Here is a 22,148-nt window from a genome sequence, read left to right as displayed (position 1 = left end):
CGGAGGACACGGGCAAGCGCCGCCCGTCGCCCTACATGGGCCGTTCTGCGTTGAGGAGGGCCCGGATTTCCCCTTCATCCAGGGCTCTCCCTTCACGGCTGAGCGCGAGCGCGTTGACCTGGGTCTCCTCGACCTCGACGTGGGCGCCCTTGCGCCACTCGGTGGTGTGCACCGCGCCATCCACCAGCTTGCCCACGAGGGTGCCGTCGTCCCGGGCCATCAGCTCCAGCCAGAGGTTCTCCACCACCGTGTTCCCATCCGGGTGGGTGTCGAAGGGAGCCCGCACCAGGAAGGTCAGCGGCTCCATCAGCCCCCGGCGCTGGAAGCGCGCCAGGAACGAAGGCAGGAGCGACTGGGCCTCGCGGCGCATCGACTCCGTCTGCTCCTCGGGCTCCTGGGTGAAGCGCTCCCGGTACGGCGCCAGGAGCTGCGACGTGTTGTGGCGCCCCAGGGGCGACACCACCGTGAGGAACAACCCCTCGTGTCCCTCGAAGGTCTCCAGCGGCACGCCGAGCAGGTTGGCGCGAGCCTCCTCGGAAGGCAGCACCATGAACGGCTGCCCCTCGCTGGTGCCCACCTGCGAGCGCAGCGCGGGCCCCTGACCGAAGGCCAGGTCGGTGCACAGCTCGTGCAGGAAGCTCTCCGCCGGCAGCAGGTCCTGCTCCGCCAGGTGGAAGATCTCCAGGTCTCGCGCGCCGAACTTCTCCATGCCGTGCGAGTGCACCCACAGCGGCGTGTCGCCCTCCGTCACCTCCACCGCGTGCAGGTGGACGTGGTCCCGGATGTCGAAGTCCAGCTCGGTGATCTCCACCACGTCCTCGGGCTCGTGGAGCTTGAAGGCCGCCAGGTCCACCAGCACCCCGGGCACGTGCTCCAGCAGGGTGCGCACGGCCCACAGCGCCTCGAACACGGGCAACGTGGGCTGCGCGCCGCCCGGCTCCAGCGACAGGTGGTAGTAGGCCTTCGCCTTGCCCAGGCGCGCGAAGGCCTCCGGGCTGCCGCTGTACGCGGCCTTGTTGAACTTGGGCAGGCCCTCGGGCCCCACCGTCAACCGGACATGCACCTCCGAGCTGTCCGCCCGGAGCACGAAGCCCTGGCCGTCCTCGTCCGGAGTGAACTCCACCTCGTCCGTCGCGAACGAGGCACGCAGGGCATCCAGCGGCGCGGGACCTTCCTGCTCGGTCGCCAGGAGGTAGACCTCCATCACAGGTGCTTCTCGATTTGCTGAAAGAGGTCCACGCGGTCCACCAGGTCGGTCAGGTAGTCGAGCTTGTCGGTGGCCAGCACCAGGACTGGAGACAACCGGTAGGCACCGAACCATTCCTCATACAGGGCATTGAGGCGCTGGAGGTAGCGGGTGGGGATGTCCTTCTCCATGGAGCGGCCGCGCAGGGCGATGCGCTCCTTCAGCGTCTGCACGGGGCAGCGCAGGTAGATCATCAGGTCGGGCGGACGCAGCGACTCGGAGATGGTCTCGTAGAGCTCGCAGTACGTCTTCCAGTCCCGCTTGTCGATGAGCCGCTGGCGGTGGAGGTTCTTGGCGAAGATCTCCGCGTCCTCGTAGAGGGTGCGGTCTTGAAGCACGGTACCAGCCGTGCGCTCCATCTCCCGGTGGAGGCGGAACTTGTGCGTCAGGAAGAAGAGCTGTGAGCGGAAGGCCCACGTCTTCATGTCCTTGTAGAAGTCCGCGAGATAGGGGTTTTGGTCATTGGGCTCGAAGGACGGGGTCAACCCGTACTTCCGGCAAAGGAAGGACGTGAGCTCCGTCTTCCCGGCGCCGATGTTGCCCGCGATGGCGATAAACTTTTTCCTGGCCACGCCACCCCTGCTTGTAACCCCGCCAAGCTGCGCGCACCAGCAACAAGGTAAGGAAGGCTCGTGGTAGAAGAAGTGCATGCCCCCGTGCAGTCCCTCTCGCCGCGCCGCAGGGCGTCGCCACCTTCCGGGGTGCGGCCGCCTGTCCGGCCGTCCGGGACAGGACATCTCGCCGTGGGGCTGCCCTCGGGCCGAGCCTTTCCCCCGCCCGACGAACCGGCCCCGAGGAGGGGGCTGAGGGATGCGTAAGCTCTTCTGTGTCGTGACGGCGGGCGTGTGGTCCCCCATCAGCTTCGTGCTGGCCATCCTGGCGATGGTGCTGACGTTGAGGCCGGCCAACTCCGTCTGGGTGGCTCGCAGGATCTGGTCTCCGGTGTTGCTCTGGGCCGGTGGCGCGAAGCTGGAGGTCCTGGGCCAGGAGAACGTGGACCCCAACCGGGCCACCATCTACGTGGCCAACCACCAGTCCACCATCGACATCCCCGCGCACTTCATGGCCGTGCCGGTGTCCTTCCGTTACGTGGCCAAGAGCCAGCTCAAGTGGGTGCCGTTCATCGGCTGGTATCTCGCGCTCGCCGGCCATGTCTTCGTCAACCGGAGCAACCGCTCCAAGGCCATCGCCTCGCTGGACGTGGCCGCGGCGAAGATTCGCGCCGGGACGAGCATCTTCCTGTACCCCGAGGGCACCCGCTCACCGGACGGCCGCATCCTGCCCTTCAAGAAGGGCCCCTTCGCGCTCGCGCTGAAGGCCCGCGTCCCCATCTGCCCCGTCACCATCGAGGGCTCCGGCAACCTGATGCCCAAGGACAGCTGGAACATCACCCCCGGCCCCATCCGCGTGAAGATCGGCAAGCCCATCGACACCACGGGCTTCGCGGAGAATGACCGGGAGGGCCTCGCCCGCGCCGTGCGGGAGGTCATCATCGCCGACAGCCTCGCGCTGGGCGGCAAGGGTGGCGACCCCGAGGACTCCGTCGCCGCCGCGGGCCTCGAAGGCATCAGCGCCGCCCGCGCCACCTCCACGAATTGAGACGTTCTCCCGTGACGACGACTCCCGCCTTTCGCTTTCGCCCTTGGGTCCGCGCCGCAGTCCTCGGCCTGGGTCTGCTCGCCGCCGGCTGCGGCCACACCACCTCGGCCACCACGGGCGCGCCCCGCCCCACCGACGAGCGCTCCCGGGCGCGGGCGTACCTGGAGGAGAACCAGCCGCAGAAGGCGCTCGGCATCCTGAAGGAGCTGCACGCCAAGACGCCCGAGGACCTGGACGTGGCCCGGACGCTGACGGAGGCCCAGGTGAAGGCGGGCCGCACGGACGCGTGGACTGAAGAGCTCCAGGGGCGCATCGCCACCAGCGAGCGCGCGGTGGACCAGTACATGCTCGGGCTCGCCCTCTTCTCACGGGCCAAGGACGCCGGCGCGCCGGCGGTGACGGCCTTCGAGCGCGCCATCACCCTCTCCCCGGACACCGCCGAGTATCACCACCGCCTGGGCGTCGCCCGCCTGGAGTCCGAGCAGTACGCCGCCGCCGTGGAGCCCCTGCGTCGCGCGGCGGCCCTCGCCCCCGAGCGCACCGCCTGGCGCCTGCCCTTGGCCAAGGCGCTGCACCGCACCGGTGATTCCGCGGGCGCTGTCGAGGCGCTGGGAGTCGTCGTCCGAGGCCGCCCCACCCCCGCCGACGTGGCCACCGCGCGCGCGTTGATGGAGCAGGTCAGCGACCCCTTCGGCGGCATCCCCAAGGCGGCCGAGGCCAAGCTGGAAGAAGGCCTGCGCTACCTGAATGACCTGGATGCGCCCCAGCACGCCATCCTGGCCTTCGAGGAGGTGCTGCACGACTACCCGGACCTGGCGGTGCTGCACTCGCTGCTGGGGCTCGCCTATCAACGCCTGGACGACGCGGGCCGCGCGGTGGACGAGTTCAAGCAGGCCATCGAAAGCGCTCCGCGCGACGGGAAGAATCACCTCTACCTGGGCGAGCTGTACGCCTCCCGCCAGCGTCCAGACGCCGCGCGCGCGTCGTTCGAGAAGGCCGTGGCGCTGCATCCGTTGCTGGACGCGGCCTGGTTCCGGCTGGGAGATCTTCACCTCGAGCGGAGGGATTTGGTCGCGGCCCGCGAGGCCTTCACCGTGGCGGTATCCCTGTCGCCCGACTCCATCCCCGCACGGGGCAAGCTGGCGCTCGTGTACCAGCTCGAAGCGGACTATCCCGCCGCGGAGCGCGAGCTGCGCTACGTGGTCGAAAAAGACCCGGAGAACGTGGAGTTCTCGCTGCGGCTGGGGCTGCTCTTCACCGAGCAGTCGATGAAGTCCTCGCGCCCGCAGGTGAGGAAGTCGGCGGCCGAGGAAGCCGAGCGCTGGCTGTCCAAGGTGCTGGAGGCGCAGCCGGAGAACGCGGTGGCCTCGCGCGCGCTGCAATCCCTCAAGGGCCAGTAGCCACCACCGGCTCGTGCCCTCTACACTTCGCGCCCGATGAGTGATGGCCGCAAGTCTCCGCGCACGGTAACCAATCCCGGCACTCAGCCCCGGACTCCGAGCAGTCCGGGCACGCCTCGCACGCCGACGGACCCAGGCACCCTGCGGGTGATGTCGGCCGCGCGCACGGCGCCGCTCCAGAAGGGCAAGCAGGACGATGCCCTGGGCAAGCGGCTCGCGGGCGAGGCCTCCAACCAGGCCCTCAACGCGCTCTCCATCCTGAAGGAGTTCGCGGGGGACTTCCGGCAGCGGGATCGCTTCTTCAAGTACAAGGCCTCCATCATCGCCGGGTGGCTGGCGCTGACGGCGGCGAGCTTCGTCATCGCCTGCCCTGGCAGCTCCATGCAGACGGGTGACATGGACGCGCGGCTGGTGCTCAGCGACAAACTGGACCGGCCCTCCATCACCATCTGGAACGAGAGCAAGGAGGCGTGGAAGGACGTCACGCTCATCGTCAACGGCCAGTACCGCGCGGCCGTGCCCTCGGTGGGCGCCGGGGAGTTCATCACCATTACCCCCAAGCAGCTCATGGGGACCGGCGGCGCCGCGCCCGCGGACCTGCGCTTCGACACGCTGGAGATGCACAGCAGCGACGACAGCGCGAACCTCACCGAGGATCTGCGCACCGAGTGGAAGCGCCTCCTCGGCCCGAAGTAGCGAGCCCTTCGGAGCCCCGCAAACACGAAGGGCGCCCTTCCACTTGGGAAGAGCGCCCTCTGCGTTTCCACCCGCCCCTCCTCGCGAAGGGGCGTGCGGAGGACGGCCTTACTCGGCCTTGGTCTCTTCGGCGGCAGGAGCCTCGGCGGCTGCGGCCTTCTTCTCGGGCCGGTCCACCAGCTCCAGGAGGGCCATCTCCGCGGCATCACCCCGGCGGAAGCCGAGGCGGATGATGCGGGTATAGCCACCGGGACGGTTGGCGTAGCGGTCCTTGTACTCGCTGAAGACCTTCTGCAGCACGTCGCGGTCCTTCACGATCCGAGCCGCCAGACGCACGTTGGAGAGCCCACCGCGCTTGCCCAGCGTGATGATGCGCTCCGCCATCTTCCGGGCCTCCTTGGCCTTGGGAACGGTGGTGCGGATGGCCTGGTGCTCGAGCAGCGAGGTGACCATGTTGTTGAGCATCGCGAGCCGGTGGCTCGTGGTGCGGTGCAGCTTTCGTTGTCCGACCTTGTGACGCATCGTCGTGCTCCGGGTCCCCGTCAGGGGCCACCACTCCGGCCGTATCAGGTACCGGGTGGGAAGGGTGAGCCCGACACGGGGCTCACCACTGCTGGTCGGGTCCGGTCAACCGCCCTGGACCCCTTCCCTCCGCGCCGCGTACCGCCATGTCGCGGGCGCGCAAGGAAAGTACCACGAAGACTCTACGCCTTCGGCGCCGCCGGGGCCGGAGCCTGCTTCGGGGGCCAGTTCTCGAGCTTCATGCCGAGCGACAGGCCCATCTCCGCGAGGATCTCCTTGATCTCCTTCAGCGACTTGCGGCCGAAGTTCTTCGTCTTGAGCATCTCGGCCTCGGTGCGCTGCACCAGGTCGCCGATGGTCTTGATGTTCGCCTGCTGCAGGCAGTTGGCGGAACGCACCGACAGCTCCAGCTCGTCCACCGAGCGGAACAGGTTCTCGTTCAGCTTCGCCTCTTCCTTCGGCGCCTCGGCGATGACCGGCTCCTCCGTCTCGTCGAAGTTCACGAAGACGGTGAGCTGCTCCTTGATGATCTTCGCCGCGTACGCCACCGCGTCCTGCGGGGACACCGAGCCGTCCGTCCAGACCTCGAGCGACAGCTTGTCGAAGTCGGTGACCTGACCGACGCGCGCGTTGGTGACCTGGTAGTTCACCTTGCGGGTGGGCGAGAACAGCGAGTCGATGGGGATGGTGCCGATGGGCGCACCCACCACCTTGTTCGAGTTGGCCGGCACGTAGCCACGGCCGCGGCGGCACTGCAGCTCCATGCGGAGCTTGCCACCCTCGGAGATGGTGCAGATGTGGTGACCCGGGTTGAGGATCTCCACGTCGGCGTCGGTGATGAGGTCACCCGCCTTCACTTCCTTGGGCCCTTCCGCCTCGATGCGCAGCGTCTTCGGCTCGTTCGTGTGCATCCGAAGGAGGACTTCCTTCAGGTTCAGCACGACGTCCGTGACGTCCTCGGACACCTCGGGGATGGTGGTGAACTCGTGGTCCACGCCCTCGATCTTCACCGAGGTGATGGCCGCGCCCTGCAGCGACGACAGGAGCACCCGGCGCAGCGAGTTGCCCAGCGTGGTGCCGAAGCCACGCTCCAGCGGCTCCGCGATGAACTTCCCGTAGGTAGGGGTCAGGCTGTCCTGATCCACTTCCATGCGGCGCGGCTTGATGAGGTCACGCCAGTTCTTCGCAATGTACGTATCAGCCATGGTGTACGACTCCTCGAGACGTGCGCCACCACCGACCTACCCACCGGGACGGCGGGAGGATGGCCACGTAGGGGACTGCGGATAAAGCACGACGCCCCGGCCTCGTCGGCCAGGGCGTTGTTGAGTACCTCGTCCAGGCGCGAGCCGCGGCCTGGCGCGGGGACTACTTGGAGTAGAGCTCCACGATGAGCTGCTCCTGGATGGGCATCGTCAGGTCCTCGCGGTTGGGGACCGTGCGAACCGTGCCCTTGAACGACTTCTTGTCCAGGTCGATCCACTGCGGAACGCCACGGCGGTCCACGGTCTCCAGCGCCTCGGAGATGCGCAGCACCTTGCGGCTCTTCTCCACCACCTCGACGGACGTGCCGGGCTTGATGGAGAACGAGGGGATGTTGACCTTGCGGCCGTTCACCTGGAAGTGGCCGTGGCGAACCAGCTGGCGCGCCTCGTTGCGGGTATCCGCGAAGCCCATGCGGAACACCACGTTGTCCAGGCGGAGCTCCAGCTGCTGCAGGAGATTCTCACCCGTCTTGCCCTTGGCGGCGGACGCGCGGTGGTAGTAGCCGCGGAACTGGTTCTCCAGCAGGCCGTACATGCGCTTGACCTTCTGCTTCTCGCGCAGCTGCACGCCGTAACCAGAGAACTTCACGCGGCCCTGGCCGTGCTGACCGGGGGGATACGGGCGGCGCTCGATGGCACACTTGTCCGTGTAGCAGCGGTCGCCCTTCAGGTACATCTTGAGGTTTTCGCGCCGGCAGATACGGCAAGCGCTCGCGGTGTAACGGGCCACAGACTTCTCCTTAAAGGTGATCTGGAGCCGCCCCCACGCTCGCGAGCGCGAAGGGCGGCCCGGACGAAGGGGTTAGACGCGGCGGCGCTTGGCCTGACGGCACCCGTTGTGCGGGATGGGCGTCACGTCGCGGATGAGGTTGATCTTCAGACCGGCGGCGGCCAGCGCGCGCAGCGCCGACTCACGGCCCGCGCCCGGACCCTTCACGAACACAGACACGTTCTTCAGCCCGTGCTCCATCGCCTTCGCCGCGGCATCGCCGGCGGCCACCTGGGCGGCGAACGGGGTGGACTTGCGGCTTCCCTTGAAGCCACGCGCCCCGGCCGAGGACCAGGAGATCACGTTCCCGGACACGTCCGTGATCGTGATGATGGTGTTGTTGAACGTGGACTGGATGTGCACCACGCCATTGAGAATGCTCTTCTTGCCCTTGCGCTTGGCCTTCTTCGCGGCAGGGGCCTCGCCCTCGGTGCCCGTAGGCGCCGCAGCCGAAGTATTGATCTCGTCAGCCATTTGAGTTGCTGCTCCTGAGAGGAGGTGATCGACGCCGGCACCTCACGGGCCGGCGCTGCGGTTTACCGAGCCGGAGCGGCAGGCTTCGCCCGGACGATGCCACGCTTCGGACCCTTGCGGGTACGCGCGTTGGTATGGGTGCGCTGGCCACGGACAGGCAGGCCCTTGCGGTGACGGAGACCCCGGTAGCAGCCCAGATCCATCAGACGCTTGATGTTCATCGTCACTTCACGCCGGAGGTCACCCTCGACCTTGTAGCTGGCCTCGATGATCTCACGGATCTTGCGAGCCTGGTCCTCGGTGAGGTCCTTGGTCCGGGTGGTGGGATCGATGCCCGCCGCCTCGATGATGTCTTGCGCGGACTTGTTGCCGATCCCGTAGATGTACTGGAGCGAGATCACGGCGCGCTTGTTGGGCGGCAGGTCGATGCCGGCGATACGAGCCATCTTCGGTCTTCCTTCTGGAGTGGAGTTGGTCTGAAGCCAACGGCCTGTCGGCCGTTAGCCCTGGCGCTGCTTGTGCCGGGGGTTGGAAGCGCAAATCACGCGCACGATGCCCTTGCGGCGAACAACCTTGCACTTGTCGCAGATCTTCTTGACGGACGCCCGAACCTTCATGGAGCGAACTTCCTTCCTTCGAACAGATGAAAAGTCATGAGGGGCCGCCACCCCAGTCCCAGGGCGGCGCCCTTTTCTACTTCGCCCGGTACGTGATCCGCCCGCGCGTCAGGTCGTACGGAGACAGCTCGACCTTCACCTTGTCTCCCGGGAGGATGCGGATGAAGTGCATCCTCATCTTGCCCGAGATGTGCGCGAGCACCTTGTGGCCATTATCCAGCACCACGCGGAACATCGCATTGGGGAGGGGCTCCATCACCGTCCCCTCGACTTCGATGGAATCATCCTTCGGCAAGCGTCAAACCCTCTTCCCGGACCACGAACCTTCTGGAAGCGCGGCGGGATAGCACTTTGGTCCGCAAGTGGCAAGCGTCCCGCGCGGCAAAACTCGGATTCCTACCAACCCACCGTAACATCTTCGCATTTCACCCGCTGTCCCGGCTGCCTTCACGCCCCCCGGGTGAGCACTTCAGCTCCGCCATCCGTGATGAGGATGGTGTGCTCGAAATGGGCGGACAGCTTCCGGTCCGCCGTCACCGCCGTCCAGTCGTCGTCCAGGATCTCCACCTCGTGGGTGCCCTGGTTGACCATGGGCTCCACCGCGAGGACCATCCCCGCCCGGAGCTTCATTCCCGCCCCCGCCTGTCCGACGTTGGGCACGTGGGGGTGCTCGTGGAGCTTCCGGCCAATCCCATGGCCGGTGAAGTCCCGGACCACGGAGTACCCCCTGGCCTCCACGTGCCGCTGGACGGCATGCCCTATATCGCCCAGCCGGTTGCCCGGCTTCATCGCCTGGATGGCCTTCTGGAGCGATTCCCGCGTCGTGTCCAGCAACGACTGCGCCTCGGCGGACACCTTCCCCACTGGCACCGTCCTCGCCGCGTCCCCGAACCACCCCTTGTAGGACACCCCGAAGTCGAGCTTCATCAGGTCACCCTCGGCCAGCTTCCGCCGCTTGCTGGGGATGCCGTGCACCACCTCGTCGTTGATGGAGGCGCACAGCACACACGGGAAGCCGAGGTAGCCCTTGAACGCCGGCCTGGCCCCCCGCTCCGCCGTCAGATTCTCCGCCAGCGCGTCCAGCTCCCAGGTGGTGACACCCGGGACCACGGCCTTCTCCAGCGCATCCAGCACGTCGGCGACGATGCGCCCGGCCTGGCGCATGAGGGCAATCTCCTCCCTCGATTTGATTCCCACCTGACTCATGGGCGGTCCGTGCGCGCCAACCGCGCACGGAGAACGGGCGGCAAGCCTCCGCGGGCGCCGCAAGCGCCTCGCATCCGCTCGCCAGCACGTCCGCACATCAAGCCTTGCCCTTGCCCGCGGCGCTCTTGATCTCCTCGTAGATGCCATCGGGGGAGCCCACGCCGTCCACGCTCGTGAGCACGCCCTTCTTCGCGTAGAAGGCCTTCAGGGGCGCCGTCTCCGCGTCGTACTTCTGCAGGCGCTTCTCGATGACGTCCGGCATGTCGTCGGGCCGCTGCACGAGCCCCGTGCCGCACTTGTCGCAGTACCCCGCGCGCTTCGGGGGGCTCTGGTCCACGTGGTAGACGCTGCCATCCACGGGACAGACACGCCGGCCGGAGCCACGCTCCACCAGCGTCTTGTGCGGCACCTCGAGCGATACGACCGCGTCGAGCTGCTTGCCCAGCCGCCCCAGCATCCTGTCCAGCGCGTCAGCCTGGCCCGGCGTGCGCGGGAAGCCATCCAGCACGAAGCCCTGGGCCACGTCCGACTGCTTCAAGCGCTCCTCGACGATACCGATGACGACTTCGTCCGGCACGTACTGGCCCGCCGCCATCAACGGACCCGCGACCTTCCCCAGCTCCGTCCCCTCCGCCACTGCCTTGCGGAGGATGTCACCGGTGGAGATCTGCGGGATGTGGAAGTCGGCGAAGAGCTTCTTCGCCTGCGTACCCTTCCCCGCGTTCGGCGGTCCCAACAGGATCAGGTTCATGTGCTCCTCTCAGCTCCCAAGGAAGGCACGGAAGTCGTCGGCCACGAAGCTTCCAAGCGCCCCCCGTGTGCACCACCGAATACCTTGAACGACTCCATCCCGGAACGACGAGGCGCCCCTCCCCACGACGGGGAGAGGCGCCCGGGACGTGAACGTCGTGACTCAGGCCGCCACGCGCACCCGGCCGCGGATGCGCGGGCCACGCGGCCCGGCGAAGCCCTCGTAGTTGCGGCTGATGAGGTGGCCCTCGATCTGCTGCACCGTGTCCAGCGCCACGCCCACGACAATCAGCAGCGCGGTGCCGCCGAAGGTGAAGCGTACGTTGAGCAGGCCACTGATGACGGAGGGAATCACGCAGATGACCGCCAGGTACAGCGCGCCACCGAAGGTGAGCCGGTTCAGCACTCGCTCGATGAACTCCGCCGTCTGACGACCCGGGCGGATGCCCGGGATGTAGCCACCCTGCTTCTTGATGTTGTCCGCCACGTCATCCGGACGGAAGGTCAGTGCCGTGTAGAAGTAGGCGAAGAAGATGACCATCAGCACGAACAGGCCGTTGTAGATCCACAGGTTGCCTTCAATGGCGCGCTGCACGTCCTGCAGGAACGGGAACCACGTGCCCAGCGTGGCCGGGAACGACAGCACCGCGCCAGCGAAGATGGGCGGGATGACGCCCGCGGTGTTGACCTTCATCGGGAAGTACGTGGCCTGGCCCGCGAACATCCGGCGCCCCGCCATGCGCTTGGCGTACTGGATGGGGATGCGGCGCATGCCGCGCTCCACATAGACCACCGCCGCGATGATGAGGAGCATGAAGAACAGCAGCGCCAGGACCTCGGCCACCGCGATGACCTCCTGCCGCGTCAGGTCCAGCAGCGTCTTGGCGCCCGGGAGCACACCGGCGACGATGCCCGCGAAGATGATGAGGGAGATACCGTTGCCGATGCCGCGCTCGGTGATGCGCTCACCCAGCCACATGATGAAGGCCGTACCGGCCGTCAGGCTGATGACCGTCATGAAGGTGAACCAGACGCTGTCGTCCGGCACCACCACCTGGTTGAAGCCGCTCTGCCCCGCGTCCGAGCGCCCCAGGGACGCCAGCCACCGGGAGATGCCGATGCCCTGGATGACGGAGAGGACGATGGTGCCGTAGCGGGTGTACTGGTTGATCTTCTGCCGCCCCGCCGCGCCCTCCTTCTGCAGTCGCTCCAGACTGGGGATGACCACCGCCAGCAGCTGCATGATGATGGAGGCGCTGACGTAAGGCATGATGCCCAATCCGAAGATGGACATCTGCTCCAGCGCGCCGCCGGAGAAGAGGTTGAACAGCGACACCAGTCCGCCCGACTGCTTCTGGGCGTCCATGAAGGCGTTCATCGCAGCCCGGTCCACGCCTGGCGTATTGATGAAGATGCCGATGCGGTACACGGCCAGCAGGGCTAGCGTGTACGCGAGCCGGCTGCGCAGCTCCGCGATGCGGAAGACGTTGGCGAAGGCATTGAGAGCCACGGGGTAGCCATCCTCTTCGTGAGGGTTCTGCCAGGACGACAAAACGCCCCTGTTCCACGGACGGGAAAGGGGCGCAGAAGCCTACACAAGCGAAATGGCGCGCACCACCAGCAAGTGATGCGCGCCGGACATGCTCAAGCCTTGGGCTGCCGAGGGGCCTTGACGCCCTTGCCAGCATGGGCCTTCGCGGCCGCTTCGGGCTTGTGGGCCATCAGCGGAAGGACATCCACCGCGCCGCCAGCCTTCTCGACCGCCGACTTCGCGGCCTCGGAGGCCTTGTGGACCACGATGGTGACCTTCTTGGTCAGCGTGCCGTGTCCCAGCAGCTTCACGCCGTGGTAGCGACCCTTGACCAGACCGACCTTCTTCAGGGAGGCCTCATCCACCGTGGCGCCCGCGTCGAAGTGGGCATCCACGTCCGACAGGTTCACCACCGCGTACACCGTGCGGTTGGGGGAGTTGAAGCCAAACTTCGGAAGGCGGCGCTGCAGGGGGCTCTGACCGCCCTCGAAGCCCTCGAACCGCATGTTGCCGGAACGGGCCTTCTGACCCTTGCCACCACGGCCGGCCGTCTTGCCAAGGCCGGAACCCTGGCCGCGACCCACCCGCTTCTTGCGGTGCCACGAGCGCGAGGGACGCTTCAAATCGTGCAGAGTGCTCATTGTCTCAGTCCTCTCGTGCTCAGGCCTTGTTCTGCTTGGCCTGGTAGGCGCGCGCGCGATCCCGCAGGGCGATCTTGCGCGGCTTGCGGCGCTTCGGCGCCGGCGCCTCGGTGGTCACCGTCTCCAAGGAGACCAGGTGCTTCACCTTGAACGCCATCCCACGGATGGCAGGGGTGTCCTTGAGCAGGCGCTCTTGACCGAACTTCTTCAGACCCAGGCCACGGATGGTGGCCAGCATGTCCTCGGAAGCGCCCGCATAGCTCTTCGTCAGCTTCACCTTGAGCGCCATGACTAGCCCCTCTGCTCCCCGGCGAGCTTCGCCGACTCGACGTCCTTGCCACGAAGCCGCGACACCTGCGCCGCGCTCCGCAGCAGCTTCAGGCCAGCAACCGTGGCCTTCAGCACGTTGTGCGGATTCCGCGAACCCTGGCTCTTCGTCAGGATGTTGCGGATGCCCGCCGCCTCAAGAACCGCGCGCACAGCGCCACCGGCGATGACGCCCGTACCTTCGCTGGCCGGCTTCAACAGCACCCAGCCGGCGCCGAAGTGCCCGAGCACCTCGTGCGGAATCGTGTGCCCCATGAGCGGGACGCGGAAGAGGTTCTTCTTCGCGTTCTCGCCACCCTTGCGGATGGCCTCGGGGACCTCGTTGGCCTTGCCCAGGCCGACGCCCACGTGTCCCGCGCCGTCGCCCACCACCACCAGGGCGGCGAACGAGAACCGGCGGCCGCCCTTCACGACCTTGGCCACGCGGTTGATGTTCACCACGCGGTCGGTGAGGTCCAGATCGTTCGGATTGATCGGAGTTGCCACTTGGAAATCCTTTCGAAAGCTAGAACTTCAGCCCGGCCTCGCGCGCGGCGTCAGCCACGGCGGCGATGCGCCCGTGATAGGGGAAGCCGTTGCGGTCGAACACCACCGCCTCGACGTTGGCAGCCTTGCACTTCTGCGCGATCAGGGCACCGACCCGCTTCGCGTCCGCCTTCTTGTCGCCTTCGTCCTGGCCCTTCAGATCCTTGGACAGCGACGAGGCAAACGCGAGGGTCTTGCCGGTGGTGTCGTCCACCACCTGCGCGTAGATGTGCTTGAGGCTCTTGTAAACGGAAAGCCGCGGCCGCTCGGTGGTGCCCGAGAGCTTCTTGCGGATGCGGTTCTTCCTCTTGAGACGGGATTCGATCTTCGTCGGCATGGCTGCTTCCTTGTCCTTCCGGCGGCGATGCGGCCTTCCGCCGCCGGATGATGCCGTCGGACCCCACGGGCTCGACGGGATTGGGAACCCTCAGGACAGACGAAACGACTAGGTCGTTCCGGTCTTGCCCTCCTTACGGCGGATGCGCTCCTCGGAGTACTTGATTCCCTTGCCCTTGTACGGCTCGGGAGGACGCAGCGAGCGGATGTTCACCGCCGTCGCGCCAAGCGCTTCCTTGTCCGCCGAGCGGAGCGTCAGCCCCACGGTGGGCAGGCTGTCCTCGGTGCGGGCCGCCTTGTCCACTTCGGCCGTCACACCTTCCGGCAGGTTGAACACCACCGGGTGCGAGTAGCCCAACGAGAAGTGGATGGCCTTGCCCTTCACCTCGGCGCGGAAACCAACGCCGCGGATGTCCAGCTTCCGCTCGAAGCCGGTGGACACGCCCTTCGCCGCGTTCGCGAGGATGGTGCGGGTCAGGCCGTGCAGGCTGCGCGCCTCGCGAGAGTCATCCTCGCGCTGCACGTTGACCTGGCCGTCCTTGATCTCCACCTTGACCCGGGCGGGCAGCTTCACGGACAGCTTGCCCTTGGGGCCCTCGAAATTCACCTGCTGGCCGGCGACGATGGCCTTCGTCTTGTCGCCGAGCTTGATCGCCAGTTTTCCAATCCGACTCATGGTTGCCTCGGTCCTGTATGCCCGGGGCGCGCACTCTCACGAGGCGCGACCACCAGGCAGCTGGCTAGTAGACGGTGCAGAGCAGCTCGCCGCCCGCCTTCTGCTTGCGGGCCTCGGAGTCCACCAGGATGCCGCGGGACGTGGACAGGATGGAGATACCCATTCCACCCAGCACCTGCGGGATGTCACCCACGCCGCAGTAGCGGCGGAGGCCCGGCGTGGACACGCGGCGGATGCCGGTGATGGCGGGGCTGCGGTCGGGACCGTACTTGAGCTGCACGGTGATCTCGCTCTGGGGCGAGCCCTCGGGGGTCGCGACGGCGAACTCCCCGATGTAGCCCTCATCCTTGAGGACCTTGATGATCTCGAGCTTGAGCTTCGAGTGGGGAATGACGACCTTGTCGTGACGCGCGCGCGAAGCATTGCGCAGGCGGGTCAGCATGTCGCCAACAGGATCATTGACCGGCATGAGCTACCTTCCAAAGCAAGAGCCGTCATCGGGCATCTCGCGTTCGCGACCGCCGCGCCTGCCGGGCCCATCCCGGGGGTTCGCGCCGATCGCCACTGCTGAAGTTGAAAATCCATTCGAGCGAGCTCCTCTCGGAGCACGCCCAGGGTGCCGATGAGCCCTTTCGAGCCCCTCAGCACCCTGCCCTTCCGGCTACCAGGACGACTTGGTCACGCCGGTGATCTCACCGCGCAGCGCACGGTTGCGCAGGCAGATACGGCACATCTTGAACTTGCGCAGGAAGGCGCGCGGCCGACCGCACAGCGGGCAGCGGTTGTACTGGCGCACGGCGAACTTCGGCTTGCGCTTCGCCTGGGCGATCTTGGAGAGCTTGGCCATTGTCTTGAGGTCCTTGGCTCGAGGGCTTACTGACGGAACGGCAGGCCGAAGTGACGCATCAGCGCCAACCCCTGCTCGTCGTTCGCGGCGGTGGTGACGAAGCTGATGTTGAGCCCCTTCACCTTCTCGATCTGGTCGTAGTTGATCTCAGGGAAGATGATCTGCTCGCGGACGCCGAGCGTGTAATTGCCCTTCCCATCGAAAGCCTTCGGGGACACGCCCTTGAAGTCACGCACGCGCGGCAGCGCCACGGTGATGAGGCGGTCCATGAACTCATACATGCGGGTGCCACGCAGCGTCACGGCGGCACCGATGGCCTGGCCCTGGCGCAGCTTGAAGTTCGCGATGGACTTGCGAGCGCGCGTGACGATGGGCTTCTGACCCGTGATCGCCGCGAGCTGGTCCACCGCCGACTCCAGGATCTTGTTGTTGGCGAGCGCCTCGCCCAGACCCATGTTGACGACGATCTTCTGGAGACGCGGAACCTCCATCGGGTTCTTGAGGCCCAGCTCCTTCATCAGGGCGGGCACCCCTTCCTTGCGGAAGCGCTCCTTCATGCGGGCCGGCTTGCTCTCGAGGCCTTCCTCGATGTTCGCCGCGAAGCCAACCTTCTTGGCCTCTTCCTTCTTGCCCCGCTTCGCCTTCTTTTCCTTCTGGTCCGGCTTCTTCTCGTCAGCCATCGTCGTATCCTCTGCTTCGGGGCGCCGTTGTGGACCCAGCGCGTCCGATCAGTCCTTCATCTGGAAACTGAAAACACCTCGAGGGCCCCGGAACAACCCAGGCCCTCGTTGCCTGCACGCCCCCCTACCCGCCCACCAGGGCGGACAGAAGGGCGCGCATAGATGCCCCAACAGGGACTCCTAGTCAATCAGCGCGTCGCAGTTCTTGCAGAACCGCTGGAGCTTCTCGCCTTCGGTCTTGACCCCCACGCGGGTCGGCTTGTCGCACTTGGCGCACACGACCTGGACATTCGCCAGGGCGATGGTGCCGGGCTTCTCGACAATCCCACCTTCGGGGTTCTGGGGCGTCTTCTTCTGATGACGCTTGACCAGGCGCAGACCTTCCACGGTCACGCGGCCGGCCTCCCGGTCGATCTTCAGCACCTTGCCGCGCTTCGTCGCGGGATTCTTCTCGGAGGCTTCGGCCCCGGCCATGACCTGGACCGTGTCTCCCACTTTCATCTTCTGCATGGCTTCCTCGTCTCTCTGGCTGCTCGCCGTCCGGCCTGCGGTCCTCTCAGAGGACTTCGGGCGCCAGCGAGATGATCTTCATGAACTTGCGGGCGCGGAGCTCACGGGCCACCGGCCCGAAGATGCGCGTACCAATGGGCTCCATGTCCTTGTTGATGAGGACCGCGGAGTTGCCATCGAACTTGATGAAGCTGCCGTCGGCCCGACCCACCTCGCGCTTGGTGCGGACGATGACGGCCTTGGCCACGTCACCCTTCTTCACCTTCGAGTTGGGCAGCGCCTCGCGGATCGACACGACGATGACGTCGCCGATGGACGCGTACTTGCGCTTCGAACCGCCGAGCACCTTGATGCAGAACACCTTCTTCGCGCCCGAGTTGTCCGCCACGTCGAGCACGCTCGTCATCTGAATCATCTGGGAATCTCCTATCGCCGGTGACTCCACCACACCGCCTCACGGCCGCGCAGGTGGAGGTGCGTGCTAGACGTTCTTGCTCTTCTCCAGCACCTCGACCACACGCCAGCGCTTGTCCTTCGAGGCAGGCTTGGTCTCGGCGATCCGGACCCGATCACCCTCGTTGATGGTGATCTTCTTCGGATAGTCGTGGTCTTCCACGTGCGCCTTGTACTTCTCGCGCAGGCTCATGATCTTCCCGTACTTCGGGTGGGGAGCCCGGCGCTGGACGGTGACCACGACCGTCTTCTGCATCTTGTTGGAGGTGACGATACCCACGCGCGTCTTCGGACGGCCGCGGGTGGAGGTCTCTGCCGTGGGCGCTTCAGTCGTTTCAGCCATCTTCGTTCTCACTGTCTCTCATGCACCCGGGCGCTCTCGCTTCCCGGATGGCCGTACGCACCCGCGTTGAGCGAGCGCGCTTGGAGGAATCGCGACGGGGCCCTTAAGCCTTCGCCGCCTTCTTCTTCTCGCCAAGAACCGCCAGCACACGGGCCAGGTCACGCCGGTGCAGGGTCCGCTCCGCCGGGCTGTCCAGCGAGCCGGTCCGCCGCTTGAGCTGGTCCTGGAACAGCGTCTCACGCAGTTCCGTCGCCCGCCGCTGCAGGTCGTCCGCCGACAGCTCTCTCAGTTCCTTCGCAGTCGCCATTGCTATCTCCACATGCGTGCGGGAGCCCACCCGAAGGCGGCTCCCGCCGCGGTGCCTAGAGGCTCAGGTCCGTGCGCGTCACGATACGCGTGAGCACCGGCAGCTTCGCCTGCGCCAGCTTCAGCGCCCCCGTGGCCACCTCGGTCGTCATCCCCTCCATCTCGTAGAGGATGCGGCCGGGCTTCACCACCGCGACGTAGTACTCCACGCCACCCTTACCGGTACCCATTCGGGTCTCGGCGGGCTTCTTGGTGATGGGCTTGTCCGGGAAGATTCGGATCCAGATCTTGCCGCCGCGCTTCACGTGGCGGGTCATCGCGATACGAGCCGCCTCGATCTGCCGGGACGTAATCCATCCCGGCTGCAGGCTCATCAGGCCGAACTCACCGTAGGTCAAGTCGCTGCCACGGTGCGCGGCGCCAGGCGTGCGGCCCTTGTGCATCTTGCGGTACTTCGTACGTGCAGGCTGAAGCATCGTCGCTGTCCTTCACTGCCCTGCCCCGGGCGCCCTCTCTCGAGAGCGCCCAAAGCGGGAGGGCTCTTAGCGGTTGGAAGGCATGGGGGCGGCGCCGCCCTTGCCCGGGAGAACCTCGCCCTTGCAGACCCAGACCTTGCAGCCGATCTTGCCGTAGGTCGTCTTGGCCTCGGCGAAGCCATAGTCGATGTCCGCGCGGAGGGTGTGCAGGGGCACGCGGCCCTCGCGGTACCACTCGTAGCGAGCCATCTCGGCGCCACCCAGGCGGCCCGAGCAGGCCACGCGGATGCCCTTGGCTCCGAACTTCATCGCCGTCTGAAGCGCCTTCTTCATGGCGCGACGGAACGCGATGCGACGCTCGAGCTGCGTGGCGATGTTCTCCGCCACCAGCTGCGCGTCGGTCTCCGCCTTGCGGACCTCGACGATGTTGAGGAAGACCTCGTTCTTCGTGAACTGCTGGAGGTCCTTCTTCACCGTCTCGATGCCCGCGCCGCGCTTGCCGATGACGATACCCGGACGCGCGGTGTGGACGTTGACCTTCACCTTGTTGGCTGCGCGCTCGATCTCCACCTTGGACACGCCCGCGTGGTTCAGCGACTTCTTCACGAACTCGCGGATGCGGATGTCTTCATGGAGCCACTGCGCGTAGTTCTTGTGCTCGAACCACTTGGAGTCCCAGGTCTTGATGACGCCAAGCCGGAACCCGATCGGATGAACTTTCTGTCCCAACGTGAATCTCCTTGAACGTCCGGGCTGGGCCCGACGGGTCCTACTTCTTGGCCTCGGCCAGCACCACATGGACGTGGGCGGTCTTCTTCTTGATCGGGGTGGCCCGACCCATGGCGCGCGGCATGAACCGGCGCTGGGTAGGACCCTGGTCCACCGAGATGGTCTTGACGTAGAGCGTGTCCACGTCGACCTGACCCTTGGACAGGTCCGTCGCGTTGGCCACGGCGCTCTTGATGAGCTTCTCCACCGGCAAGGCCGCGGCGCGCTTGGTGAACTTCAGGATGTTGAGGGCAGCCTCGACGGGCTTGCCCCGGATGAGCGCCGCAACGAGGGACAGCTTGCGGGGGCTCATGCGCAGAAAACGCAGATGTGCAGTCGACTCCATGGTCATCTCCTCAGGCTCTCAGGCAATGCACCAGGCTACTTGCCCGGGGCCTTGGCGACCTTCTTCTCCGCCGAGTGTCCACCGAACGTACGCGTCGGGGCGAACTCGCCGAGCTTGTGGCCCACCATGTTCTCCGTGACGAACACCGGGATGAACTTCTTCCCGTTGTGCACCGCGAAGGTGTGACCCACGAACTCCGGAAGGATGGTGGAGCGGCGGGACCACGTCTTCACGACAGTCTTCTTGTTCGTCTTGATCATGTCCTCGATCTTCTTGACGAGGAAGTCGTCGACGAACGGACCCTTCTTGATCGAACGAGCCATGGCTTGCGAATCCTCTTACTGGCTGCGCGCGCCCTGGCGGCGGCCGCTCACGATGAACTTGTCGGTACGCTTGTTGGTGCGCGTGGTCAGACCCTTGGTCTTCTTGCCCCACGGCGACACCGGGTGCGGGTTACCCTGACCGGACTTACCCTCACCACCACCGTGCGGGTGATCCACGGGGTTCATCGCGAGACCACGAACCGTCGGGCGGATGCCCAGCCAGCGGCTCTTACCCGCCTTACCAACGCGGATGATCTCGTGCTCGATGTTGCCCACCTGGCCCACGGTGGCACGGCACTCGATGAGGACCATGCGGACGGTTCCGGAAGGCATACGCACCTGCGCGTAGCGGCCCTCCTTCGCCATCAGCTGTCCGGAGGTTCCCGCGGAGCGGATGACCTGGGCGCCACGGCCCGGCTTCAGCTCCACGTTGTGGATGATGGTACCCACCGGGATGTTCTGCAGCGGCAGGGAGTTGCCCGGACGGATGTCGGCGGTCTCGCCGGCGAACACCGTGTCGCCCACATTCAGACCCACCGGGGCCAGGATGTAGCGCTTCTCACCGTCCGCGTACGTCAGCAGGGCGATGTTGGCGGTGCGGTTCGGGTCGTACTCCACCGCGGTGACCTTGGCCGGCACGCCGTCCTTGTCACGACGCTTGAAGTCGATGACGCGGTAGCGGCGCTTGTGACCACCACCCTGGTGACGCCGGGTGATGTGTCCGTGCACGTTGCGGCCACCCGAGCGCTTGAGCGGCTCGGTCAGCTTCTTCTCGGGCGCGTCCTTGGTGATGTCCGCGAAATCGGACACCGTCATGTGACGACGGGCGGCGCTTGTCGGCTTGTACTTCTTGATGCCCATGGTGTGTTCCTCAGGCTGACCTCAACGCCGTAGCGTCAGGCCGCCCCTCCCTCGAAGAGTTCGATCGAGTCGCCTTCCTTGAGGGTGACGACCGCCTTCTTGAAGTTGGGCCGCTTGCCGATGCTCCGACCCACGCGCTTGATCTTGCCGCGGACGACGTTCGTGTTGACGCCCTCGACCGTGACCTTGAACAGCGTCGCCACAGCGCGAGCCACGTCGTGCTTGGTGGCCTTGCGGTCGACGATGAACGAGTACTGACGGAACTTCTCGCGGGCCTTGTCCAGCTTCTCGGTGATGAGCGGGCCCTTGATGACGTCGTTGAGATTCATGAGAGCGCCCCCTCGAGGGTCTTCGCGGCCGCGGAGGTGAGCACGAGGTGCGAGTGCTTCAGAACAGCCTCGAGGTTGAGACCCTCGGGAGGAAGCACGTCGAACTTCGCCAGGTTCCGCACGCTGCGGTGCAGGTTGGTGTTGCTCTTCTCGTCCACCACCAGGGCGTTCTGCAGCTTCAGGCGCTTGGTGAGCGCCTCGAAGGCCTGCTTGCTCTTGGGGGCGTCCAGGGAGAACCCGCTCAGGATGATGAGCGTCTTCTCCTTGGCGCGCAGGGACAGCGCCGACTTCAGCGCGCCGCGACGCACCTTGCGGGGCGGGCGGTAGAAGTAGTCGCGAGCCTTGGGGGCCATCGCCTTGCCGCCGCCCACCCAGTGGGAAGCGCGGATGGAACCCTGGCGGGCGCGGCCGGTGCCCTTCTGCTTCCAGGGCTTCTTGCCGCCGCCGCTGACCAGCGAGGTGTTCTTCACCCCCACCGTGCCGCGACGCCGGTTGATCTGCTGCATCTTCGCGACCTCGTAAAAGAGGTGCGCGTTCGGCTCAGCGCCGAAGATGTCGTCGGAGAGCTCAATCTCCGACACCTTCTTCAAATCGAGGTCGACAACGTCAAACTTCGCCATGGCACTTTCCTCGCGGGGGTCGGAGTGAAACCACTCGGACGCCCACCCGCTTCCTAGGACTTGATCTCGACGTCAACGCCGGCCGACAGATCCAGCTTCATGAGCGCATCCAGCGTCTGCTGCGTGGGCTCGAGAATATCGAGCAGGCGCTTGTGCGTGCGGATCTCGAACTGCTCGCGGCTCTTCTTGTCCACGTGCGGCGAACGCAGCACCGTGAACTTGTTGATGCGCGTAGGAAGGGGGATCGGACCGGCCACCTTCGCGCCCGTGCGCTTGGCCGTCTCGACGATCTCACCCGCGCTCTGGTCCAGGAGCTTCGAGTCGTATGCCTTCAGCCGGATGCGGATCTTCTGTGTCGCCATTCGCAAGAACCTCTTAGAACGAACTTTGTGCCAACGCCCCGGGAGGCGCTACGACCGACGTCCCCTGGTTGTCACAGAGCCGTTTCTTCAGAACGAAGGGGCGCGGTGATTACCATCCCGCCCCGGTGTATGCAACTGGATTTCCTCCGGCTCCCTGGAAATTCCCCGAGGGGATGTCCATGGGAGCCGGGAGGAGGCCTGCTACTCGATCACTTCCGCCACGACGCCGGCGCCCACCGTGCGGCCACCCTCGCGAACAGCGAAGCGCAGCTCCTTGTCCATCGCCACCGGGGTGATGAGCTCCACCTCGATCGCGATGTTGTCGCCCGGCATCACCATTTCCA

36 protein-coding genes are annotated in these 22,148 nt (G+C 66.2%); 3 read left to right on the top strand and 33 right to left on the bottom strand.

Annotated features, from left to right (window positions below; genetic code table 11):
- Positions 1-31: 31 nt before the first annotated feature.
- Complete coding sequence (locus G4D83_RS41170; protein ID WP_163870417.1) at positions 32-1,204, bottom strand: DUF2314 domain-containing protein; 1,173 nt, start codon at positions 1,202-1,204, stop codon at positions 32-34.
- The gene (locus tag G4D83_RS41165; RefSeq protein WP_163870416.1) at positions 1,204-1,818 is read right to left on the bottom strand and encodes a deoxynucleoside kinase; all 615 of its coding nucleotides are present in this window, start codon (positions 1,816-1,818) and stop codon (positions 1,204-1,206) included. Before G4D83_RS41165 ends, G4D83_RS41170 begins: the two co-directional genes overlap by 1 nt.
- 238 nt (positions 1,819-2,056) lie before the next feature.
- On the opposite strand from G4D83_RS41165, the gene G4D83_RS41160 reads away from it, so the two are divergent.
- The 3 genes from G4D83_RS41160 to G4D83_RS41150 all read left to right on the top strand — a co-directional run bounded on the left by G4D83_RS41160 (position 2,057) and on the right by G4D83_RS41150 (position 4,941).
- Positions 2,057-2,845 carry a lysophospholipid acyltransferase family protein gene (locus G4D83_RS41160; protein ID WP_163870415.1) on the top strand — a complete coding sequence of 263 codons (789 nt, stop codon included), beginning with the start codon at positions 2,057-2,059 and terminating at the stop codon, positions 2,843-2,845.
- A gap of 11 nt (positions 2,846-2,856) precedes the next feature.
- On the top strand, positions 2,857-4,245 hold the full coding sequence (locus G4D83_RS41155) for a tetratricopeptide repeat protein (RefSeq protein ID WP_163870414.1): 1,389 nt from the start codon (positions 2,857-2,859) through the stop codon (positions 4,243-4,245).
- A 150-nt stretch (positions 4,246-4,395) separates the two neighbouring features.
- Positions 4,396-4,941: a hypothetical protein gene (locus G4D83_RS41150; protein WP_240357105.1), complete on the top strand. Its 546-nt coding sequence runs from the start codon at positions 4,396-4,398 to the stop codon at positions 4,939-4,941.
- A gap of 108 nt (positions 4,942-5,049) precedes the next feature.
- On the opposite strand, the gene rplQ is transcribed toward G4D83_RS41150, so the two are convergent.
- From rplQ to G4D83_RS40995, 31 genes are all read right to left on the bottom strand, one after another.
- The gene (gene rplQ, locus G4D83_RS41145; protein ID WP_163870412.1) at positions 5,050-5,463 is read right to left on the bottom strand and encodes a 50S ribosomal protein L17; all 414 of its coding nucleotides are present in this window, start codon (positions 5,461-5,463) and stop codon (positions 5,050-5,052) included.
- Between the two features lie 182 nt (positions 5,464-5,645).
- Complete coding sequence (locus G4D83_RS41140) at positions 5,646-6,668, bottom strand: DNA-directed RNA polymerase subunit alpha (RefSeq protein WP_163870411.1); 1,023 nt, start codon at positions 6,666-6,668, stop codon at positions 5,646-5,648.
- Positions 6,669-6,831: 163 nt separating this feature from the next.
- Positions 6,832-7,458, bottom strand: a complete 627-nt coding sequence (gene rpsD, locus G4D83_RS41135; protein WP_141644010.1) for a 30S ribosomal protein S4 — start codon at positions 7,456-7,458, stop codon at positions 6,832-6,834.
- A gap of 72 nt (positions 7,459-7,530) precedes the next feature.
- Entirely contained in the window at positions 7,531-7,971 is a 441-nt protein-coding gene (gene rpsK, locus G4D83_RS41130; RefSeq protein ID WP_163870410.1) for a 30S ribosomal protein S11, read from the bottom strand.
- A 62-nt stretch (positions 7,972-8,033) separates the two neighbouring features.
- Positions 8,034-8,417 (bottom strand): 30S ribosomal protein S13, encoded by a 384-nt coding sequence (rpsM, locus tag G4D83_RS41125; protein WP_141644008.1) that lies wholly within the window; start codon positions 8,415-8,417, stop codon positions 8,034-8,036.
- 54 nt (positions 8,418-8,471) lie between these two features.
- The gene (gene rpmJ / locus G4D83_RS41120; protein ID WP_002633586.1) at positions 8,472-8,588 is read right to left on the bottom strand and encodes a 50S ribosomal protein L36; all 117 of its coding nucleotides are present in this window, start codon (positions 8,586-8,588) and stop codon (positions 8,472-8,474) included.
- Between the two features lie 76 nt (positions 8,589-8,664).
- A complete protein-coding gene (infA, locus tag G4D83_RS41115; RefSeq protein WP_002614803.1) occupies positions 8,665-8,883 on the bottom strand; it encodes a translation initiation factor IF-1 in 219 nt (72 codons plus the stop codon).
- Positions 8,884-9,035: 152 nt separating this feature from the next.
- Positions 9,036-9,794: a type I methionyl aminopeptidase gene (map, locus tag G4D83_RS41110; RefSeq protein WP_163870409.1), complete on the bottom strand. Its 759-nt coding sequence runs from the start codon at positions 9,792-9,794 to the stop codon at positions 9,036-9,038.
- 97 nt (positions 9,795-9,891) lie between these two features.
- A complete protein-coding gene (locus tag G4D83_RS41105; protein ID WP_163870408.1) occupies positions 9,892-10,545 on the bottom strand; it encodes an adenylate kinase in 654 nt (217 codons plus the stop codon).
- Positions 10,546-10,707: 162 nt separating this feature from the next.
- A complete protein-coding gene (gene secY, locus G4D83_RS41100) occupies positions 10,708-12,054 on the bottom strand; it encodes a preprotein translocase subunit SecY (RefSeq protein ID WP_163870407.1) in 1,347 nt (448 codons plus the stop codon).
- Between the two features lie 134 nt (positions 12,055-12,188).
- Positions 12,189-12,716, bottom strand: a complete 528-nt coding sequence (rplO, locus tag G4D83_RS41095) for a 50S ribosomal protein L15 (protein ID WP_163870406.1) — start codon at positions 12,714-12,716, stop codon at positions 12,189-12,191.
- A 19-nt stretch (positions 12,717-12,735) separates the two neighbouring features.
- A complete protein-coding gene (gene rpmD / locus G4D83_RS41090; protein WP_163870405.1) occupies positions 12,736-13,005 on the bottom strand; it encodes a 50S ribosomal protein L30 in 270 nt (89 codons plus the stop codon).
- A 2-nt stretch (positions 13,006-13,007) separates the two neighbouring features.
- Positions 13,008-13,529: a 30S ribosomal protein S5 gene (rpsE, locus tag G4D83_RS41085; protein WP_046714290.1), complete on the bottom strand. Its 522-nt coding sequence runs from the start codon at positions 13,527-13,529 to the stop codon at positions 13,008-13,010.
- A 19-nt stretch (positions 13,530-13,548) separates the two neighbouring features.
- The gene (rplR, locus tag G4D83_RS41080; protein ID WP_163870404.1) at positions 13,549-13,905 is read right to left on the bottom strand and encodes a 50S ribosomal protein L18; all 357 of its coding nucleotides are present in this window, start codon (positions 13,903-13,905) and stop codon (positions 13,549-13,551) included.
- Positions 13,906-14,013: 108 nt separating this feature from the next.
- Positions 14,014-14,580, bottom strand: a complete 567-nt coding sequence (rplF, locus tag G4D83_RS41075; RefSeq protein WP_163870403.1) for a 50S ribosomal protein L6 — start codon at positions 14,578-14,580, stop codon at positions 14,014-14,016.
- 64 nt (positions 14,581-14,644) lie between these two features.
- Positions 14,645-15,049 (bottom strand): 30S ribosomal protein S8, encoded by a 405-nt coding sequence (gene rpsH / locus G4D83_RS41070; protein WP_163870402.1) that lies wholly within the window; start codon positions 15,047-15,049, stop codon positions 14,645-14,647.
- Between the two features lie 192 nt (positions 15,050-15,241).
- A complete protein-coding gene (locus G4D83_RS41065) occupies positions 15,242-15,427 on the bottom strand; it encodes a type Z 30S ribosomal protein S14 (protein ID WP_015350175.1) in 186 nt (61 codons plus the stop codon).
- A gap of 26 nt (positions 15,428-15,453) precedes the next feature.
- Positions 15,454-15,984, bottom strand: a complete 531-nt coding sequence (gene rplE, locus G4D83_RS41060) for a 50S ribosomal protein L5 (RefSeq protein WP_174459338.1) — start codon at positions 15,982-15,984, stop codon at positions 15,454-15,456.
- Between the two features lie 303 nt (positions 15,985-16,287).
- Positions 16,288-16,617 (bottom strand): 50S ribosomal protein L24, encoded by a 330-nt coding sequence (gene rplX / locus G4D83_RS41055; RefSeq protein WP_163870401.1) that lies wholly within the window; start codon positions 16,615-16,617, stop codon positions 16,288-16,290.
- Between the two features lie 46 nt (positions 16,618-16,663).
- Complete coding sequence (rplN, locus tag G4D83_RS41050; RefSeq protein WP_163870400.1) at positions 16,664-17,032, bottom strand: 50S ribosomal protein L14; 369 nt, start codon at positions 17,030-17,032, stop codon at positions 16,664-16,666.
- Between the two features lie 66 nt (positions 17,033-17,098).
- Positions 17,099-17,425: a 30S ribosomal protein S17 gene (gene rpsQ, locus G4D83_RS41045; RefSeq protein WP_176435071.1), complete on the bottom strand. Its 327-nt coding sequence runs from the start codon at positions 17,423-17,425 to the stop codon at positions 17,099-17,101.
- A 91-nt stretch (positions 17,426-17,516) separates the two neighbouring features.
- Complete coding sequence (rpmC, locus tag G4D83_RS41040; RefSeq protein ID WP_174459337.1) at positions 17,517-17,732, bottom strand: 50S ribosomal protein L29; 216 nt, start codon at positions 17,730-17,732, stop codon at positions 17,517-17,519.
- 43 nt (positions 17,733-17,775) lie between these two features.
- On the bottom strand, positions 17,776-18,195 hold the full coding sequence (rplP, locus tag G4D83_RS41035) for a 50S ribosomal protein L16 (RefSeq protein ID WP_141643995.1): 420 nt from the start codon (positions 18,193-18,195) through the stop codon (positions 17,776-17,778).
- A 66-nt stretch (positions 18,196-18,261) separates the two neighbouring features.
- A complete protein-coding gene (rpsC, locus tag G4D83_RS41030; protein ID WP_163870399.1) occupies positions 18,262-18,924 on the bottom strand; it encodes a 30S ribosomal protein S3 in 663 nt (220 codons plus the stop codon).
- A 40-nt stretch (positions 18,925-18,964) separates the two neighbouring features.
- Positions 18,965-19,309 carry a 50S ribosomal protein L22 gene (gene rplV, locus G4D83_RS41025; protein WP_163870398.1) on the bottom strand — a complete coding sequence of 115 codons (345 nt, stop codon included), beginning with the start codon at positions 19,307-19,309 and terminating at the stop codon, positions 18,965-18,967.
- Positions 19,310-19,344: 35 nt separating this feature from the next.
- Positions 19,345-19,632, bottom strand: a complete 288-nt coding sequence (gene rpsS / locus G4D83_RS41020) for a 30S ribosomal protein S19 (RefSeq protein ID WP_046714300.1) — start codon at positions 19,630-19,632, stop codon at positions 19,345-19,347.
- Positions 19,633-19,647: 15 nt separating this feature from the next.
- A complete protein-coding gene (gene rplB / locus G4D83_RS41015) occupies positions 19,648-20,493 on the bottom strand; it encodes a 50S ribosomal protein L2 (RefSeq protein WP_163870397.1) in 846 nt (281 codons plus the stop codon).
- Between the two features lie 35 nt (positions 20,494-20,528).
- Positions 20,529-20,822: a 50S ribosomal protein L23 gene (locus tag G4D83_RS41010; protein ID WP_163870396.1), complete on the bottom strand. Its 294-nt coding sequence runs from the start codon at positions 20,820-20,822 to the stop codon at positions 20,529-20,531.
- Positions 20,819-21,442 (bottom strand): 50S ribosomal protein L4, encoded by a 624-nt coding sequence (rplD, locus tag G4D83_RS41005; protein ID WP_141643991.1) that lies wholly within the window; start codon positions 21,440-21,442, stop codon positions 20,819-20,821. Before rplD ends, G4D83_RS41010 begins: the two co-directional genes overlap by 4 nt.
- Positions 21,443-21,495: 53 nt before the next feature.
- Positions 21,496-21,804: a 30S ribosomal protein S10 gene (gene rpsJ, locus G4D83_RS41000; protein WP_002633608.1), complete on the bottom strand. Its 309-nt coding sequence runs from the start codon at positions 21,802-21,804 to the stop codon at positions 21,496-21,498.
- Positions 21,805-22,005: 201 nt separating this feature from the next.
- Positions 22,006-22,137 carry an EF-Tu C-terminal domain-related protein gene (locus G4D83_RS40995; protein ID WP_476703755.1) on the bottom strand — a complete coding sequence of 44 codons (132 nt, stop codon included), beginning with the start codon at positions 22,135-22,137 and terminating at the stop codon, positions 22,006-22,008.
- Positions 22,138-22,148 lie beyond the last annotated feature (11 nt).

It is taken from the genome of Myxococcus eversor, assembly GCF_010894455.1.
Classification (GTDB): Bacteria; Myxococcota; Myxococcia; order Myxococcales; family Myxococcaceae; genus Myxococcus; species Myxococcus eversor.
Note: the sequence above shows the minus strand (reverse complement) of the source record. Positions and strands in the feature narration are given on the sequence as shown.

What these genes read in the sequence shown, in the direction of transcription:
- G4D83_RS41170 (WP_163870417.1), bottom strand. Translation starts at nt 1,204, where the DNA reads ATGGAGGTCTACCTCCTGGCGACCGAGCAGGAAGGTCCCGCGCCGCTG.
- G4D83_RS41160 (WP_163870415.1), top strand. Translation starts at nt 2,057, where the DNA reads ATGCGTAAGCTCTTCTGTGTCGTGACGGCGGGCGTGTGGTCCCCCATC.
- G4D83_RS41150 (WP_240357105.1), top strand. Translation starts at nt 4,396, where the DNA reads ATGTCGGCCGCGCGCACGGCGCCGCTCCAGAAGGGCAAGCAGGACGAT.
- rplQ (WP_163870412.1), bottom strand. Translation starts at nt 5,463, where the DNA reads ATGCGTCACAAGGTCGGACAACGAAAGCTGCACCGCACCACGAGCCAC.
- G4D83_RS41140 (WP_163870411.1), bottom strand. Translation starts at nt 6,668, where the DNA reads ATGGCTGATACGTACATTGCGAAGAACTGGCGTGACCTCATCAAGCCG.
- rpsK (WP_163870410.1), bottom strand. Translation starts at nt 7,971, where the DNA reads ATGGCTGACGAGATCAATACTTCGGCTGCGGCGCCTACGGGCACCGAG.
- rpsM (WP_141644008.1), bottom strand. Translation starts at nt 8,417, where the DNA reads ATGGCTCGTATCGCCGGCATCGACCTGCCGCCCAACAAGCGCGCCGTG.
- rpmJ (WP_002633586.1), bottom strand. Translation starts at nt 8,588, where the DNA reads ATGAAGGTTCGGGCGTCCGTCAAGAAGATCTGCGACAAGTGCAAGGTT.
- map (WP_163870409.1), bottom strand. Translation starts at nt 9,794, where the DNA reads ATGAGTCAGGTGGGAATCAAATCGAGGGAGGAGATTGCCCTCATGCGC.
- G4D83_RS41105 (WP_163870408.1), bottom strand. Translation starts at nt 10,545, where the DNA reads ATGAACCTGATCCTGTTGGGACCGCCGAACGCGGGGAAGGGTACGCAG.
- rplO (WP_163870406.1), bottom strand. Translation starts at nt 12,716, where the DNA reads ATGAGCACTCTGCACGATTTGAAGCGTCCCTCGCGCTCGTGGCACCGC.
- rpmD (WP_163870405.1), bottom strand. Translation starts at nt 13,005, where the DNA reads ATGGCGCTCAAGGTGAAGCTGACGAAGAGCTATGCGGGCGCTTCCGAG.
- rplR (WP_163870404.1), bottom strand. Translation starts at nt 13,905, where the DNA reads ATGCCGACGAAGATCGAATCCCGTCTCAAGAGGAAGAACCGCATCCGC.
- rplF (WP_163870403.1), bottom strand. Translation starts at nt 14,580, where the DNA reads ATGAGTCGGATTGGAAAACTGGCGATCAAGCTCGGCGACAAGACGAAG.
- rpsH (WP_163870402.1), bottom strand. Translation starts at nt 15,049, where the DNA reads ATGCCGGTCAATGATCCTGTTGGCGACATGCTGACCCGCCTGCGCAAT.
- G4D83_RS41065 (WP_015350175.1), bottom strand. Translation starts at nt 15,427, where the DNA reads ATGGCCAAGCTCTCCAAGATCGCCCAGGCGAAGCGCAAGCCGAAGTTC.
- rplE (WP_174459338.1), bottom strand. Translation starts at nt 15,984, where the DNA reads ATGAAGGAGCGCTTCCGCAAGGAAGGGGTGCCCGCCCTGATGAAGGAG.
- rplX (WP_163870401.1), bottom strand. Translation starts at nt 16,617, where the DNA reads ATGCAGAAGATGAAAGTGGGAGACACGGTCCAGGTCATGGCCGGGGCC.
- rplN (WP_163870400.1), bottom strand. Translation starts at nt 17,032, where the DNA reads ATGATTCAGATGACGAGCGTGCTCGACGTGGCGGACAACTCGGGCGCG.
- rplP (WP_141643995.1), bottom strand. Translation starts at nt 18,195, where the DNA reads ATGCTTCAGCCTGCACGTACGAAGTACCGCAAGATGCACAAGGGCCGC.
- rplV (WP_163870398.1), bottom strand. Translation starts at nt 19,309, where the DNA reads ATGGAGTCGACTGCACATCTGCGTTTTCTGCGCATGAGCCCCCGCAAG.
- rpsS (WP_046714300.1), bottom strand. Translation starts at nt 19,632, where the DNA reads ATGGCTCGTTCGATCAAGAAGGGTCCGTTCGTCGACGACTTCCTCGTC.
- rplB (WP_163870397.1), bottom strand. Translation starts at nt 20,493, where the DNA reads ATGGGCATCAAGAAGTACAAGCCGACAAGCGCCGCCCGTCGTCACATG.
- G4D83_RS41010 (WP_163870396.1), bottom strand. Translation starts at nt 20,822, where the DNA reads ATGAATCTCAACGACGTCATCAAGGGCCCGCTCATCACCGAGAAGCTG.
- rplD (WP_141643991.1), bottom strand. Translation starts at nt 21,442, where the DNA reads ATGGCGAAGTTTGACGTTGTCGACCTCGATTTGAAGAAGGTGTCGGAG.
- rpsJ (WP_002633608.1), bottom strand. Translation starts at nt 21,804, where the DNA reads ATGGCGACACAGAAGATCCGCATCCGGCTGAAGGCATACGACTCGAAG.
- G4D83_RS40995 (WP_476703755.1), bottom strand. Translation starts at nt 22,137, where the DNA reads ATGCCGGGCGACAACATCGCGATCGAGGTGGAGCTCATCACCCCGGTG.